The organism is Labrys sp. LIt4, from assembly GCF_017813775.1.
Classification (GTDB): Bacteria; Pseudomonadota; Alphaproteobacteria; order Rhizobiales; family Labraceae; genus Labrys; species Labrys okinawensis_A.
Genome location: NZ_JAGIPY010000007.1, coordinates 25,613 through 41,784, shown reverse-complemented (window position 1 = coordinate 41,784; position 16,172 = coordinate 25,613). Strand labels below are relative to the sequence as shown.

Here is a 16,172-nt window from a genome sequence, read left to right as displayed (position 1 = left end):
TGGCAGGTCCATGGTTCGGACCCTTCGGCCGGCCGTGCTCATGGTAATCCTGGCGGCCGGCGTGGATTGGGGCCATGCAGTGCAAGCCCAGCAACCCCAGCCCGATCCCGACTGGCCCTGCGTCCAGCGCAAGGTCGGCACGCTCAGCGCCGGCGTGGTGTGGAGCGGGCCGGACATCGCAACGGCCGGCGACTGGACCAAGGATTTCGATACGGCGGCGATGGCCCAGAAGCTCGCTTCGCGCCGCACGCCGATCGAGGAGGTCGACGGCCTGCTCGACGGTTTCGTGCAGCAGGCCGGCGCGGACAAGGACATCCGCCTGACGCGCCTGTTCGCAGGCGTGCTCGAACTGGTCAATGAGGAGCGCGATAAGATCCTGGGCGGCATCGGCCGCTATGCCCGCGGCCAGAACAAGCTTGCCGACCGCATCCGGGACGAGAGCGACAAGATCAGCGCCGCCAAGGATTCCCCCGGCGCGACGGGCAGCAAGGAAACCGAGGATCTCGAAACGCAGCTCAAATGGGACAAGCGCATTTTCGAAGAGCGCGGCCGTTCCCTGACCTATGTCTGCGAGACGCCGGTCCTGCTCGAACGCCGGCTGTTCGACATCGCTCGCCGCATCCAGCAGCGTCTGTGACAGGGATCCCGGTCGACGCTCTGAACCGCGCGGGCCCATCGTGGCCGACGGGATGAAGTGGAACACGGCCTTTCGCCAGAGGTTTGGAAGGGCACCCTCGGCTTTGGGGTGCTCTTCACCAGAGCAAGGCGCGCGTGAACGCTTGTTTGCTCTAATTCTTTGTTTCCAAGCCAATCGAAGGATTGGCTTGAGTGTTTTGCGATTCCTGGTGACGCCGTCTCCTCGCAAAACGCTATGCTTCAAGGGAGAAGGCCAGTGATCAAGTCAGTCTGTGCCGCGGCGGCCCTCGCATTGGGCCTCGCAACCAGCGCTCTTGCCGCTCCAAATGGGGTGGTCACGCGGGAAAACCAATGCAGCATCTCACGGCTCCAGCAGATGCAGCTCAGCGTGGACGGGATCCGGGATCCGCTGAGACACGAAGCGGCAGCCGAGGAATTGGGCATGGCGGTGGCCCTGATGCGGGACAACGATCCTGATGGATGCATGATCCATCTCAGCAACGCAGCGGAATATGTGACGCCGTGATGAGAAAGGGCGCCAGAAAGGCTAATGCAGTTCACTTAAGCGTTTCGGGGTGCTCGACCTTTGTCATTGCCGGGCTTGACCCGGCAATCCAGCTCTCCGACGGTTCATCCGTGCGGCTTCTGGGTAGCCGGGTCAAGCCGGCTATGACAAATTCGGAGCGGTTCCTGCTTAAGTGAACCGTATTAGCCAGAAAGCGCCCTTTTTCCTGACGTCGGTACACGGGGCAAAGCTCTCCATCGGCCCGCTGAACCCTCGATTGGCAAATCCCTGACCGCCTATAGGCGAAGTAAATGTGTAATATTATCGATTAGAACCTGTGGGATGCGTCAATGACTCACGATCGAAGTGGTTTGGCGAGCAAATAGGTCTTCGGGTGGGACTTTCAAATGACTTCGCAGCACATCGTCGGACTCTCTGGCCCGAATTCCTTCCGGTGCCCCTGTTGCCGTTACTGGACACTAAGTGAGCGCGGTGGCTACGAGGTTTGTCCAGTCTGCCACTGGGAGGACGACGGCCAGAACGATCATGATGCCAGTCAGGTCCGTGGAGGCCCCAATGGTCTCCTGTCTCTGAGCCAGGCACGATGCAATTTCGAGCGGTTTGGCGCTGCAGATCCGGAGCGCTTCGCGCGGCGTCATCCTAAGCCTTTATAAGAAAGGTTCCCTGAAAGTCCCGCGGCTCTCCAATTCCTTGTTTTGACGCGTTTTCTTAATCGAAAAGTCTATCAACTTTTCTAGAAAACGCTCTATAGCGTTTTGCGATTTGACGGAGTCACCTAGAATCGCAAAGACGCGTCAGAACAACGAGTTAGAGCAAATAAGCGTTCATACTTGAACGCGCTTTGCTCTAGGAGCGTAAGGTGCCCGGTGAAGTTGCTCGAAGGCGGCCGGCGCTGGCGTTGATCCCTGCAATCTTGGCGGAGGCTCTCCGGCCAGGCGGTGTTTTGAAAGCCGACTGGATAATCTGGTGCTCCTGCGTGGGCCAGCAAAATTCCGGCACGACCGGCGATAGGCGGCCCATATGTACGGGCTTCGCGATCTCGCACCCCGGCGACCTCACTTCTCGCCATTGTGAAGACCCGCCGCCCGAAGATCATGTAGGCTGCTGCCGGATTGGAAAGGGGAGGGACGATCGATGACCCGCATGACGGCCAAGGATTTCCCTCAGGAGCTTCTGGAGCTCTACGACTATTATGCGCATGGCAAGATCTCCAAGCGCGAGTTCCTCGATCGGGCCGGTAAATTCGCCGTGGGCGGCCTGACGGCAACGGCCATTCTGGCCTCGCTGAGTCCGAACTACGCCTATGCGCAGCAGGTGCAGTTCACCGACCCCGACATCGTGGCCGAATACATCACCTATCCCTCGCCCAAGGGGCATGGCGATGTCAGAGGCTATTTCGTGCGTCCAGCCAAGGCGGCCGGTCCCGTCCCCGGCGTGGTCGTCGTCCACGAGAACAGGGGCCTCAACCCCTATATCGAGGATGTGGCGCGTCGCGTCGCCAAGGCGGGGTTCGTTGCCCTGGCTCCCGATGGCCTGAGTTCGGTCGGCGGCTATCCGGGCAATGACGACAAGGGGCGGGACCTGCAGGCCAAGGTCGATCCCGAAAAGCTGATGAACGATTTCTTCGCGGCGACCGAGTTCCTGATGAAGCACAAGTCCGGCACCGGCAAGGTCGGCATGACCGGCTTTTGCTATGGCGGCGGCGTCGCCAATGCCACGGCCGTGGCCTATCCCGAGCTTGCTGCCGCCGTGCCCTTCTATGGGCGCCAGCCCAAGGCCGAGGACGTGCCGCGCATCAAGGCGCCGTTGCTGATCCACTATGCGGAACTCGATACCCGCATCAATGAAGGCTGGCCGGCCTATGAGGCTGCGCTCAAGGCCGGCGGCAAGACCTATGAGGCCCATATCTACCCCGGCGTGAACCACGGCTTTCACAACGATTCCACCCCTCGCTACGACGAGGCGGCGGCCAAGCTCGCCTGGGATCGCACGGTCGCCTGGTTCAGGCGCTATCTGGCCTGAGACGTTCTGTCCCTAAACCCTTATGTCGGCGCCCCTTCACGCGCTGCGCTGTCGGCCGGATCGCAGAGAGCCCCGGACACCCTCGGCGCCCGATCGCATGGCTTCATCCGGCCCCCGATCGCAGCCATTGCCCGGCAAGCGAGTTAATCTGACTTTCTGCAATTTCTTTGCTACGGGAGGAAAATTCCCTACAAGGTGGGTTGTCTTAGTGTTGAACAGGCGCGACTTATCCAACATGTGCTGCCGTCGCCCTGCCGAGGATGCGAACAACCAGAATATTATTGGATATTGGGCATTTAAGATGCGGAATCCGCCAAAGCTGGACCCCGAATTGCTGCGGGCCTGCTATCTCTCGGGGCAGATGACGGAGGCTCAGTGGCAAGAGCACATCGCCAATGGCGATGTCGAGGAGCTTGCCGGAGCCAAGGATGACGGTGCTTCGATTTCACCCCTAGAAGCCGCGATGATCCTCGGCAAAGAGGCCATGCTGGTGCGCGCCCGGCAGTTCATGGACAAGCACCCCGAACTCTCGGTTGGTGATCTCATGGTCGAATTCGCGCTGCTCGAGGCTGAACTCCTGATGGCGTCGAAAAACCGGGCGGCCTAGAACGATAGCCAGGCTGTTCGGATATCGTTCATGATTTCAACAAGATGGACGCGTCCCTCCGGTCCCGGTCGGATCGAAAACCGCCATATGCGGCAGGCTCGGTTGTTGTCGTCGTCTGAGGAACGTCGCCGAGCCCGGGCGATATTGTCGCAATCCGCAGATTGCGGGAGGTTTGAGCCTAAGTAATATTATTGGATTTTTCGATACTTAATTTATCACTCTCTTATAAATGGAGTGCGTTGAATTTAGGGATGTTATTCGTGATCCCATGCATTGACATCATTTCATTCCTTTTCTTGATTCCGAGCTTTCGCATTATATTCATGACATGAACGCCAACCGTGCTTTCTGAAATAGACAGCATGGAAGCGATATCCTTGGATTTTTTTCCTTGTTTGAGAAATGACAGGATTTCGATCTGTCTGTCCGTAAGATTTTTATCTTGAGTAATTACTTGCTTGCTGTTGTATATAGTCTGCTTTGCAGACAGGAAGCAGTGGGCAGGAATAAAGCTTCCTCCTGCGCAAATCATTCGTATCACAGGCATCACGATCTCGAACCCCAGGTTCATCGTTATATAGCCGTTCACGCCGAGCAACATCGATTTTCGGATATACTCTCCCTCTTCGACATCGGTTATGATGATGACTTTGTTCGTGCTCGCGATTTTCATCACTTCCTGCTCGCGAGACGAAATTAGCTCCAATAAATCCTTTAATCCAATCGCAACAAAAATAAATAATATGTCGTTGTCGACCAGATCCTCTGAAGTTGCTTCATCGTCTTCGGCGGTTTCCGAAATACATATATCCGTTGCCCTCAGGGACGAAATTATACAATCTCTTATGAGCTTGTTATTGGAGGCGAATCTTATTTTCATGTCTCTTGTGTGTCCGACTGTCCGACAAGGCAACGTGAAGGAATAAACCCCCAACGCCGTGATACGCGCACGCCCCCGGAGCGGATCATTCCCTCTCTTCCAAGGGTCGTCATCCTCACATTCGGAACAGGCCCCATAATCATCGATCCCTCCGATCGTCTAAGGCATCTCGATCTGAAACTCTCCTCTTTTCTCGGAAGGGTTTTATGTATTTTTAAATATAAAATTGGTATAATAAGGAACTTCGCTGACCATGAAGCAAAAATAATTGATATTATCAATAAATTTAATTAATATATACTATATATTTGTTTATTCAGTTGCTGCCGATAAAAAGCCGAGATCCGATGTCGAGTTGTTAGTGCTTGTTAGCGATAGCAATCTTTATGGGGGCAATAAAGAAAATAGGCTCTCCTTATGCTCCGTAGGCCTCATTTTTTGATGCATATTTATGAACCTGATTGTTTTCTGTTTCCACACTGTGCACTGCGTGTGGAACCGTAACGGCAGATCAACAATTCGTGCCAGAAACAAAGGCGCGCGCGTCGCAAGCGCTGCTTGTGACTCAGAGGAAAGAGGCCCGGGGTCTGAAAGACCCAGACTTTAGTCCCCCGATGAACGGCTTCTTCCTCGGGCCGTCAAAGCTCGTATGGTTGCCGTCGCAAGGATCCGGCACGACCATGGAAATCCCTGGTTACTCTCTGGCTTGAGCGCGTGTTACGTGCCACCACGTCAAGCCGGTCACCGGCACCGCACAATGTATGCGGCCCGAAACCGCAATTGCCCGGCGATCCCGGACGCCGACATTGCGGTTAGACGAAGACCAGCCGCTGGAGCCTCGCGGCTTGGTCACCGGGTCTCGTTGCCTTGTTTTTGGCGTTTGGCCTTTTTCCTGCGTGTCAGCATGTTCAGCCCCTCGACAAGCGCCGAAAAGCCCATCGCGGCATAGATGTAGCCCTTGGGCACATGATAGCCCATGCCATCGGCTATGAGCGTCATGCCAATCATCAGCAGGAATCCCAGCGCGAGCATGACGATGGTGGGGTTCTTCTCGATGAAGGAGGCGAGAGGCGCGGCTGCCACCATCATTACCGAAACCGCCGCGATGACGGCGATATACATGATCGCGATTTCATCGGTCATGCCGACGGCGGTGATGATCGAATCGATCGAGAAGACAATGTCCAGCAGCAGGATCTGAAAGATGGCGGCGGCCATGGACAGCTGCAACGTCTCCCCGACCATGTTGCTCTTATCGTCGTCCACGTCGACGGTATGATGGATCTCCTTCGTTGCCTTCCAGACGAGGAACAGGCCGCCCGCGATCAGGATCAGGTCGCGCCATGAAAAGGCATGGCCGAATAGCGTGAACACGGGCTGCGTGAGCTGGACGATGAAGGAGATCGTCGCCAGCAGCAGCAGCCGCATGATCAGGGCTGCCGAGATGCCCAGACGCCGCGCCCGCGCCTGCTGGTGCTTGGGAAGCTTATTGGTGAGGATCGAAATGAAGATCAGATTGTCGATGCCGAGAACCACTTCCAGCACGACCAGCGTCGCAAGGGCGGCCCAGCCGACGGGGCTGGTGATCCAGTCGAAATGGTGCAGCAGGCTTTCCGGCATAAGGCTCTCTTTCAAGTCTCGTCGGTTGCGTTGGACGGTTGAGGGTATCGGCGGGAAGGCGGCTGGAGCATTTTTAAGAAAAATCGGCAGGCATTTCGACTGGAAAACGCGTCACAACAAAGAGTTGGGGAGAAAGTGCAATTCATTGAATCGCACTTTGCTCTACCGGCTACGAGTTCCCGTCGCTTGGCTGACGTAAGCCGATCAACTCGGGCCTATCATGATCGACGGCTGACCGGCTCCCAACGTGTGCTGCAGGGCGGCGGCGGTATTCTCGCCACCGGATGCTCAGGCATTTCGTCGGCGCGCGCAGCATGGAAGGCAGCGGTCTGTGCCTCGATATGCGCTTTGGCGCGCTCGATACGCTCGTTGTTGGAGTCATCGAGAGCTCGGGATGAGCCTCAGCGCCGGGCGTGCCATCCCAGCCGGCTTTCGATGCGCCGGGCGCTTGCCTTGACCAGGGCGATCAGGTCCGGGTCCTTCTGCTCCAGTTTTCGGTCAGGTACCACGATCGAGATCGTCGCGCGGCAGGCGCCCTGATTGTCGCGGATCGGAGCAGCGATGCAGGCGACCGCGAAGTCGGAATCGCCGGCTTGGATCGAAAGGCCCTGCTCGAGGGCATCGGCCGATATCTTCGCCAGGACATTCTGGTCCGTCTCTGCCCGGCCGGTCGGCGAGGCGACCGCCGAGCGCGCGAAGATCGCACGGCGCTCGGCTTCCGGCAGATGGCCGACCAATATGCGGCCGGATGCGGTCCAGTTCAGCGGGCTGCGCGTACCGACGCGCGAGGTCACCTGGAAATGATCCTTGCCCTCTTCCATGGCCAGCACGACCATGTGGTCGCCGTCCCGCCCGCAGATCTGGATGGTCTCGCCCGAACTCTGGGCGAGCTCATGCATCTCCTGTTCCGCCACGGTCAGCAGGTCGAGCGTGCGCGCATAGGTCAGGCCGTAATGGTAGAGGCGGGGCCCGAGCCAGAGCAGGCCGCCATCCTGGCGGTCGAGCATCTCCTTTTCCACCAGGTCGTCGACGATGACGTAGATCGTCGACAGCGGAGCGCCGATATCGCGCGCGATCTCATAGGCGGTAGCGGGGCGCTCGACCTTCTGCAGATAGTCGAGAATCTGCAAGGCGCGGTCGATGCCGCTGGTGCGCGAGCGGCGCCGGGTGGCACCGCCTTCGTTGGCATCGTCACGCTCGAGGGCTGTCGTGGACATGGGATTCAGGGCTTTCCATCACACATCATTCTATGCCGCGCTCCCGGCATTGAACAAGCAGGGCTCAATCCGGCCATTGCAGAATGGCGGCCTCTTTGGCCAGCAGGCGATCCTCGAAGGGGGTGGCAATCGGCAGGTTGGACTTGCGGGCCTGTTCGAGTTCTTCGGTGAGGCGGGCCGCCACGATGTCTTCTTCATCCGGGTGCAGGTTGCAGGGATCGAGAAAGAAATAACCGTGCTCGACCTCGTGATCGCGCACGATCACCGGGCGGTCGCCGGCGGCAAGGCGGTCGGCAAGGTCCCAGGCGGTGATGCGGGCTTCCTGGGGATCGACGAAGACCTGGAGCCGGTCGAGCGGATTATTGGTCGGGTCGGGCACGATCACCGCCTTCACGCCCGCCTTGCCGTCGAGGGCCGTCACCCAGCAGTCGAGGGCCTTGCGCTCGCGGGCGCGGATGCCATCGTGATCGCGCGTCTTCCAGGCCTGCAGGGCAGCCAGCGTGCCGACGATGCCTTCCTTGCCCACCTTCATGCCGCGGCCGATGCCCCGGTTCTGCAGATAGACATTGCGCACCAGCTCCTTGGGACCGGCCACGATGCCGGAGGTCGGGCCGCCCAGGAACTTGTGGCCGGAATAAAGCACGAGGTCGGCGCCGTCGGCCAGGAAGCCCTGGAGATCATATTCGGAGGCGGCATCGACGATAACAGGAATGCCGCGTTCATGGGCGACCTTCGCGAAGATTCTGAGCGGGATCTGCGCATAGTCGACGACGTGGTGGGAGACTACATAGACGGCGGCGGCCGTACGATCGGTGATGGCGCCGGCCAGATGGTAGGCCGAGGCGCTGGTGGCCTGTCCGATAGCGACAACCTTCGCGCCTGCAAGGCGGATCGCCTGCTCGACGGGCGCCCCATAGCTGACCATGTGGCCGGACTGGATGATCACCTCGTTCTTGAGGCCGGTGGTGTCGGGCAGGCGTTCGATGGCGGCCAGATCGGCGCCGGTCATAGCAGCGGCGACGGCGAGACTGATCGCGGCCGAGCAGGAGGCGGTGATGAAGCCGGCCTCCGCGCCGGTCAGGTTGGCGATCACCGCGCTCGCCTTGCGATGGAGGTCGCCGAGTTCGACGAACTCGCTCAGGATCGCCGAGACCGCCTCCACGGCCGGCGGCACCACGATGGAGGCGCCGAGCGAGGTCATGGTCCCGGATACGTTGATGACGGGCCTCAGGCCGAGGCGGCTGCGGATATCGTTGGCGGGCATGGAATTGCGCTCCGAAAGGCGAAAGTGGAAGTGGTTCAGTCGATCGCTACGATGGCTTCGATCTCGACGGTAATCTGGCCGGGCAGCGAGCCCTGGCCGACCGCCGAACGGGCATGGACGCCGCTGTCGCCGAAGACTTCGATGAGCAGGTCCGAGCAGCCGTTGATCACGGCCGGATGCTGCGCGAAATCGGGCGCCGCATTCACCATGCCGAACAGCTTGACCACCCGCCGCACCCTGGAGAGATCGCCGAGCGCGTCCTGCATCACGGCGATCAGGTTGATGCCGGTCAGGCGGGCATGCTGATAGGCTTCCTCGATCGAGACTTCGGCGCCGACCTTGCCGGTATGCGAGCGGCCGTCGGCATGGTTCGGCCCCTGGCCGGACAGGAACAGCAAATTGCCCTCCTGCACATGGGTGACGAAATTGGCAATGGGCGCGGGCGCGACGGGAAGTTTGATTCCGAGGGCTGCCAGCCGCTCATAGGGCGAGGCGTGCGGGCGCGGAACCGTCCCGGAAATGGTCATTGAAAACACTCCAATAATGCAAACAGCGCAGTCGTCATGCGAAGAGCTCGGCTTGGCGGATGCAGGCGACGTAGTGCCCGCCGCCGACAGGCTCGACCGGCGGGATGGTGGTCGAGCAGGCCGGCGCGGCGGAGGGGCAGCGGGTGCGGAACACGCAGCCCGACGGTGGGGCGATGGGGCTCGGAATATCGCCCTGCAGCGGCACGCGCGTGCGCCGGCGGGTGGGGTCGGGCACCGGCGCGGTCGCGAGCAGGGCCTTGGTATAGGGATGGCGGGGAGCGGCATAGACCTGCCGGCTCGGTCCCCGCTCCATGACACGGCCGAGATACATCACCACCACCTCGTCGCACAGATATTCGACGACGGAGAGGTCGTGGGCGATGAACAGCATGGTCAGGCCCAGCTTCTTCTTGAGATCGCCGAGCAGATTGAGAACCTGGGCCTGCACCGAGACGTCGAGGGCCGAGACGGGCTCATCGGCGACGATGAATTCGGGCTCGACCGCGATGGCGCGGGCAATGCCGACGCGCTGGCGCTGGCCGCCGGAGAATTCATGCGGAAAGCGCGTGGCATAGTCGGGCGACAGGCCGACCAGGCTGAGCAATTCGGCAACGCGTTCGGCCCGGGCTCTGCCGCGGGGATAGCCACAGGTATCGAGCGCCTCGCCGATGATGGCCGAGATGCGCATGCGCGGATTGAGGCTGGAGAAGGGGTCCTGGAACACGATCTGCAGCCGGCGGCGATAAGCCAGCATCTCTCTAGCGCCGAGGCCGAACAGGTCCACTCCGTCGAAGATGGCCTTGCCGGAGGTCGGCTCGACCAGGCGCAGCACGGAACGGCCGGCGGTGGTCTTGCCCGAACCGGATTCGCCGACCAGCCCGACCGTGGCGCCGCGGCGGACATCGAAGCTGACATCCTCGACGGCGTGGACGATGCGCCCGTTGCGGGCGGGAAAATGCTTGGTGAGATTCTGCACGCTGAGCAGAGGCGTGTCCGCCATGGCCTGGGGCGAGGGGGCAGTCGTCATAGCTCGGCGCTCCGGATGCAACGCGAGAAGCTGGCCGTACCCGTCGGCACCAGCTCGGGAATGGCGGCGCTGCAGGCGTTGAGCGCCATGGAGCAGCGCGGTCCGAAGGCACAGCCGGGCGGCAAAGCGGTGATCGGCGGCACAGTGCCCGGAATGGAATGCAGGGCCTGCCGCTCGCCATTGGCATCGATGTCACGCGCCGCGTCCGGCGTGCAGGCGAGCAGGCCTCTGGTATAGGGGTGGCGCTGACGGGCGAAGAGGTCGTTGACCGGAGCCTGCTCGACCACCCGGCCGCCATACATCACCACCACATCATGGGCGATCTCGGCGACCACGCCGAGATTATGGGTGATGAACAGGATGGACATGCCGAACTCGGCCTGGAGACGGCGCAGCAGGTCGAGGATCTGGGCCTGGATGGTCACGTCGAGGGCGGTGGTCGGCTCATCGGCGATCAGCAAAGACGGGTTGCAGGCGAGCGCCATGGCGATCATCACGCGCTGGCGCATGCCGCCGGACATCTGGTGGGGATAGTCGTCGAGGCGGGAGGCGGCGTCGGGGATCTCGACATGCTTGAGCATGGCGAGCGCTCGCCGCCTGGCCTCCTGGCGGTTGACCGGCTCGTGCAGGGCGATCATCTCGCCGATCTGGTCGCCCACCGTGTAGAGCGGATTGAGGCTGGTCATCGGTTCCTGGAAGATCATGGCGATCTCCTTGCCGCGCATGCGGCGGAACTGGCGGGGCGTGAAGGCGGCGAGGTCGTGCACGCCGCCGGCCCTGTCGCGGAACAGGATCTTGCCGCCGGCGATGGTGCCGGGCCTGGAGAGCAGCCCCATGATCGACAGGCTGGTGACGGACTTGCCCGACCCGGATTCGCCCACCACGGCAAGCGTCTGCCCGCGCTTGAGGTCGAAGGTCACGCCATCCACCGCCTTGGCGGCGAAGCGCTTGGTGACGAACCAGGTGCGCAGGTCCTGGACGGAGAGGATGGTGTCGGGTGCGATCGAACCCGTCATGACTGCCACCCGCAATGAGGGCAGGCGTGCTTGCCGGCCGTCGGCGCCTGTGCCGGGACATAGCGCTGCGCGGCGATCGCCTCGGCGCCCAGAATGGCTTGGCGCGGCTCGAACACCCGGGTGAGCCGGCTGAGCGCACCCTGCGAGTCCTTGACGGCGATGTCGGCGTCGACGACATCGAACAGGGTGAACTCGGCGGGCCGGCCCTTGTCCAGCAGCCCATCCGCCTGAAGGCCGATGGCCCGGCGCGGCGCCGTGGTCACGGCGGCGACCACCTCTTCCAGCTTCATGCCGAGCGAGAGCAGCTTCGACATGGTCGTCGCCATGTCCCACACCGCCCCGTCGAGCGAGCGGTTGTGCAGGTCGGTCGAGATGGTCCGGGGTGGCAAGCCGCGCGCCAGGGCCGCCTTGGCGACGTCGAAGGAAAAGGAGGCGCCGCCATGGCCGACATCCAGCACGATGCCGCGCGCCGCCGCGTCCTCGGCGAGGCGATAGAGATCCTCGTCCTCCAGGATCGAACTGCCGGCCTTGCCGTTGAAGCAGTGGGTGACGATGTCGCCCTCCGTCAACAGGCCGAGGACGTCGTCATAGAGCGGCGGCGGCTCGCCGACATGCACCATCAGCGGCAGCTTAAGGACGCGGCCGAGCTTCTTGGCGAGCTTCACCGGCGTCAGGTCCCAGCCGCCGGTGATCACGTGGCTGGCCCGCACCTTCAGGCCGACGATGACGTCGCGGTTCTTCTCGACAGTCGAGATGATGCGCTCGAAATCGATGGAGCGGATGTCCATCAGCTCGCTGACGCGATTGCAGGCGACCAGGCCGATCGAGCCGAGATTGAGGAAGGCGTAGACGTTCTCGCGCGCCGGCTCGATGATGAACTCGCGCAGGCCGTGGAAATTGGCCTCCCCGGCCGAGCCGGCGTCGACCATGGTGGTTACGCCGCGCGCGGCGCCGCATTGCTCGGGGCGGAGCGAGATGTCGGTGCCGCCATACCAGACATGGACGTGAAGATCGGTCCAGCCCGGCGACAGTAAGCCCCCGCCGGCATCGAGGACGCGGATATCGTCACCGGTGGCGATCGAGGCCGCGACCTCGGCGATGCGGCCCTCCCGGTCGACGAGGATGTCGAGGGGCGTGCCGGCCGGGGCCGCGAAGCCGATGGTCCTCGCACCCTTGATGAGCAGCGGCCGGTCGGCGCGGGGGAAATGGTTGCCGATCATGGCTCAGATATCCTTTGCCAAGCGCGGATCGAGGAGATCGCGCAGGCCGTCGCCGACCAGTTGCAGCGACAGCACGGTGACGACGATGGCGGCCCCGGGAAACCACATGAGCCAGCCCGCTTTGTCCATGAATTGGCGCCCGACGCTGATCAAGGTGCCCCAGGTCGGCGTGTCGGGCGAAATGCCGACGCCGAGGAAGGACAGGCCCGCTTCGGCGAGGATGGCATTGGCGAAGATGAAGGTGCCCTGCACCAGCAGGGGCGAGGTGACGTTGCGCAGGACATGGCGCAGCAGGATCTTCCAGGTCGGCACGCCGAGGGCGCGGGCGGCCTCGACATAGGGCAGTTCCCGGATGACCAGGGTGGAGGCGCGCACCACGCGGGCAAGGCGCGGGGCGTAGACGATGCCGAGCGCGATGACGACGTTGATGGCCGAGGCGCCGAGAGCGGCCACCAGCGCGATCGCCAGGAGGATGTCGGGGAAGGCCATCATCGCATCGATCAGACGCGAGAGGGGCGTGTCGGCCTCACGGAAGAAGCCCGCGGTGAGGCCGAGCGCGATGCCGATCAGCGAGGCCAGCACCACCACGGCGAGGCCGACGGACAGGGAGGTCTGGGCCGCATAGAGCATGCGGGTGAAGATGTCGCGCCCGAGATCGTCGGTGCCGAACAGATGGGCGAGGCTCGGACCTTTCAGGCGATTGGCGACCGAGAGCTTGGTCGGCGAATAGGGGGCGATCAGCGGCGCGAGGATCGCGGCCAGGGCGATGACGGCGAGAACGGCAAGACCGATGAAGGAGGTCGGCCGTCTGATCAGGCGGGACAGCAGGCCGGGCGCCGCCTGGTAGGAGGAGGAGATGGCGGCCATCAGTAGCGCACCCTCGGATCGATGAGGAGGTAGAGCATGTCGATGCCGAAATTGACGAGGACATAGAGCCCGGCGATCACCAGCAGGGCTCCCTGGATCACGGGGTAGTCGCGCCGGAGCACGGCGGACACCACGAGGTTGCCGATGCCCGGCACGCCGAACACGGTCTCGGTCACCACGGCGCCGGAGATCAGCAGCGCGGCGGTGAGGCCGATGACGGTGAGGATCGGGATCAGCGCATTTTTGAAGGCATGCCTGATCACCACCCGCCATTCGCTCATGCCCTTGGAGCGGGCGGTACGCACATAGTCGTCCGAGAGCACGTCGAGCATCGAGGCGCGGGTGAAACGGGTGATCAGGGCCGAGGAGACCACGCCCAGGGCCACTGCCGGTAGGACCAGGTGATTGAGGCGCTCGCCAAAGGACGCGCCGGGGCCGCCATAGCCGGAGGTGTCGAACCAGCCGAGCTTCACCGCGAAGATCTGCATCAGGACGAGGCCGAGCCAGAAACTCGGCACGCTGGCGGCGAACATGGCAAGCGTGGTCGCCACCTGGTCGAACAGCGAGCCGCGCCAATAGGCCGAGAGGATGCCAACCGGCAGGGCGATGATGCTGGCGATCAGCAGCGAGAACAGCGTGAGGAAGAAGGTCGGCTCGGCGCGGGCGGCGAGGGCCTGCGTCACCGGCTGGTTGAGGAAGATCGACTGGCCGAAATCACCCTGCACGAGGCCGAGGACGTAATAGGCGAACTGGGTGATGATCGGGCCGTCCAGGCCGAGCTTGGTGCGCAAGGCGGCGATATCGGCTTCGGACGCGTCGGGCCCGAGCATCATGGCGGCCGGGTCGCCCGGCGTGACCCGGACGATGATGAACACGATCGTCACGACGAGGGCCATCACGATGATCATGCCGAGGAGGCGGTGGAGAATCGTGCGCAGCATCGATGGAGCCTTGCGTTGTTCGAGGCCGGAAGATCGCGGGCACCGGCGTCGGATGTCGGCCGGTACCTGCTCTCGAGCTCCCTTGGGGAGAGAAGGGAGCTATGACGTTTGAGCCGTCATCTCTTTTCCTCGGCCGTTGGCCTCGCCGGGAATGACAGATCTAGTTCGGCACGCTGGAGATCTCACTTTCCTTCCAGATAGGCATTCCAGAAATAGGGCCAGGGGGCCGGCGTGACGCCTTTCAAGTTTGGGGCCTGGGCAGCGAGGGCATTGAAATTACCGACCTTGAAGGCGGGCGCCTCGTCATAGAAAGCCTTCTGGACGGCCGGCCAGAGGGCCAGCCGCTTGGCGGGATCGGACTCGGCATTGAAGGCGCCGAGCGCCTCGTGCTTCTTGTCCGAGACCCACCAGCCGGGCGAGGTGTCCGACATGAAGCCGGTCAGGGACGGCTCCGGCAGGAAGGGGCTGTGGGTGATGTAGATGTCCCACAATTTGGGGTCGGTGCGGTTCTTGGTCAGCGTCGCCCATTCCACCACGTCGAGCTGAACCTTGAAGCCGGCCGCCTTGAGATATTCGGCGGCGACCTGCGCCAGCTTGTAGTGGAACTCATATTGGCGGCTGGTCAGGATGCGCAGCGGCTTGGAGCCGTCATAGCCGGCCTCCTTCAGCAAGGCGGCGGCGGCCTCGACGTCGCCCTCCGGCTTGTAGGGCTGCGTTCCTTCCTCGGTATGCCACTTGTAATCCTTGGGATAGAGGGCGCCGTCGACCGAGAAGAATTCCTCCGATCCGAAGGCGGCCAGCATCATGTCCTGCGGCGCCAGTGCCGCCTGGATCGCCTTGCGGATGCGGATGTCGGAGGCGAGGCCCTCCTTGTTGTTCATGAACAGGACCGGCCAGCCGAAGGGCTTCAGCAGGACCGGGGCGGTCTTGCCCTTGGAAATCTTGTCGAAAGCCTCGACGGGCAGGGAGTCGACATAGGCGAACTGGCCGGCGGCGGCGCCCTCGACGCGGGTATTGGGATCGGGCACCGGCACGAAGCGGATCTCGTCGAGATATTGCTTGCGCGCGCCGCCATAGCCATTGGGCTCACCCGGGCGGGAAGCGTAGTCGTCAAAGCGCGCCAGCTGGATGAACTGGTCGGGCTTGCGCTCCTTGAGCTTGTAGGGCCCGGTGCCGATGAAGCTCGTCAGGGGATCCTGCCCGGCATTCTTGGCCGGAATGATGATCGCCGCGGCATTGTTGAAGGCGAGCAGGGCCAGCAGCGGCGCATAGGGCTTCTTGAGCTTGATGGTGACGGTGTGATCGTCGGTCGCCTCGATGGCGGCGATCATTTCCGCCGTCTGCTTGCCGCGCGTGGCGATCTTCGTCCAGCGCTGCAGTGAGGCGATGACGTCGGCGGAGTTCATCACCGAACCGTCATGGAACTTGATGCCGGTGCGCAGGGGGATGGTGTAGGTCAGGCCGTCGGCCGAGATCTTCGGCATCTCGGCGGCGAGCAGAGGAGTGACGCCCCAATCCTTGTCGAAGGTGAAAAGCGTTTCGAAGATGTGCTGCGAGACGATGCCCACGAGATCGGCGGTCGAGGCCATCGGGTCGAGCGTGGGCGGTTCGCCGACGGTGGCGACATCGATGACGCCGCCCTTGGCGGCATCAGCCCATGCCGGTCCGGTAGCCGGAAGCAGTGTCAGTGCAAGCACGGCAGTCAATCGCGCCAGGCGTCCCATATCGTATCCCCATGTTACATTATTATGTAATCTATAACTTATTTGTGTATCGTTATGCCCTCAATGCCGGATCCGGTC

15 protein-coding genes are annotated in these 16,172 nt (G+C 62.2%); 4 read left to right on the top strand and 11 right to left on the bottom strand.

Annotated features, from left to right (window positions below):
* Window positions 1-10 precede the first annotated feature (10 nt).
* The 4 genes from J8I29_RS14690 to J8I29_RS14670 all read left to right on the top strand — a co-directional run bounded on the left by J8I29_RS14690 (window position 11) and on the right by J8I29_RS14670 (window position 3,791).
* Window positions 11-637, top strand: a complete 627-nt coding sequence (locus J8I29_RS14690) for a hypothetical protein (protein ID WP_245197018.1) — start codon at window positions 11-13, stop codon at window positions 635-637.
* 255 nt (window positions 638-892) lie between these two features.
* Window positions 893-1,162: a hypothetical protein gene (locus J8I29_RS14685; protein WP_146126964.1), complete on the top strand. Its 270-nt coding sequence runs from the start codon at window positions 893-895 to the stop codon at window positions 1,160-1,162.
* Between the two features lie 1,134 nt (window positions 1,163-2,296).
* Window positions 2,297-3,184 carry a YghX family hydrolase gene (yghX, locus tag J8I29_RS14675; protein ID WP_209432231.1) on the top strand — a complete coding sequence of 296 codons (888 nt, stop codon included), beginning with the start codon at window positions 2,297-2,299 and terminating at the stop codon, window positions 3,182-3,184.
* A gap of 211 nt (window positions 3,185-3,395) precedes the next feature.
* Window positions 3,396-3,791, top strand: coding sequence for a hypothetical protein (locus tag J8I29_RS14670; RefSeq protein ID WP_209432230.1), 396 nt, complete (start codon window positions 3,396-3,398; stop codon window positions 3,789-3,791).
* A 223-nt stretch (window positions 3,792-4,014) separates the two neighbouring features.
* Here J8I29_RS14670 and J8I29_RS14665 read toward each other — a convergent pair whose 3' ends face one another.
* The 11 genes from J8I29_RS14665 to J8I29_RS14615 form a co-directional block, all read right to left on the bottom strand.
* Window positions 4,015-4,671 (bottom strand): response regulator transcription factor, encoded by a 657-nt coding sequence (locus J8I29_RS14665; RefSeq protein ID WP_209432229.1) that lies wholly within the window; start codon window positions 4,669-4,671, stop codon window positions 4,015-4,017.
* Window positions 4,672-5,520: 849 nt separating this feature from the next.
* Window positions 5,521-6,291 (bottom strand): TerC family protein, encoded by a 771-nt coding sequence (locus tag J8I29_RS14660; protein WP_209432228.1) that lies wholly within the window; start codon window positions 6,289-6,291, stop codon window positions 5,521-5,523.
* 401 nt (window positions 6,292-6,692) lie between these two features.
* Window positions 6,693-7,508, bottom strand: a complete 816-nt coding sequence (locus J8I29_RS14655) for an IclR family transcriptional regulator (RefSeq protein WP_105863703.1) — start codon at window positions 7,506-7,508, stop codon at window positions 6,693-6,695.
* 64 nt (window positions 7,509-7,572) lie between these two features.
* Window positions 7,573-8,772, bottom strand: coding sequence for an aminotransferase class V-fold PLP-dependent enzyme (locus J8I29_RS14650; RefSeq protein ID WP_209432227.1), 1,200 nt, complete (start codon window positions 8,770-8,772; stop codon window positions 7,573-7,575).
* A 35-nt stretch (window positions 8,773-8,807) separates the two neighbouring features.
* Window positions 8,808-9,299, bottom strand: coding sequence for a RidA family protein (locus J8I29_RS14645; protein ID WP_209432226.1), 492 nt, complete (start codon window positions 9,297-9,299; stop codon window positions 8,808-8,810).
* A 34-nt stretch (window positions 9,300-9,333) separates the two neighbouring features.
* Window positions 9,334-10,326, bottom strand: coding sequence for an ABC transporter ATP-binding protein (locus tag J8I29_RS14640; protein ID WP_245197016.1), 993 nt, complete (start codon window positions 10,324-10,326; stop codon window positions 9,334-9,336).
* A complete protein-coding gene (locus tag J8I29_RS14635) occupies window positions 10,323-11,330 on the bottom strand; it encodes an ABC transporter ATP-binding protein (RefSeq protein WP_209432399.1) in 1,008 nt (335 codons plus the stop codon). The genes J8I29_RS14640 and J8I29_RS14635 overlap by 4 nt, the downstream gene beginning before the upstream one ends.
* An 8-nt stretch (window positions 11,331-11,338) precedes the next feature.
* Entirely contained in the window at window positions 11,339-12,562 is a 1,224-nt protein-coding gene (locus J8I29_RS14630; RefSeq protein ID WP_209432225.1) for an amidohydrolase/deacetylase family metallohydrolase, read from the bottom strand.
* Between the two features lie 3 nt (window positions 12,563-12,565).
* A complete protein-coding gene (locus J8I29_RS14625; RefSeq protein ID WP_209432224.1) occupies window positions 12,566-13,429 on the bottom strand; it encodes an ABC transporter permease in 864 nt (287 codons plus the stop codon).
* Complete coding sequence (locus tag J8I29_RS14620) at window positions 13,429-14,370, bottom strand: ABC transporter permease (RefSeq protein WP_209432223.1); 942 nt, start codon at window positions 14,368-14,370, stop codon at window positions 13,429-13,431. The genes J8I29_RS14625 and J8I29_RS14620 overlap by 1 nt, the downstream gene beginning before the upstream one ends.
* A gap of 182 nt (window positions 14,371-14,552) precedes the next feature.
* On the bottom strand, window positions 14,553-16,094 hold the full coding sequence (locus J8I29_RS14615; protein ID WP_209432222.1) for an ABC transporter substrate-binding protein: 1,542 nt from the start codon (window positions 16,092-16,094) through the stop codon (window positions 14,553-14,555).
* Between the last annotated feature and the right edge of the window lie 78 nt (window positions 16,095-16,172).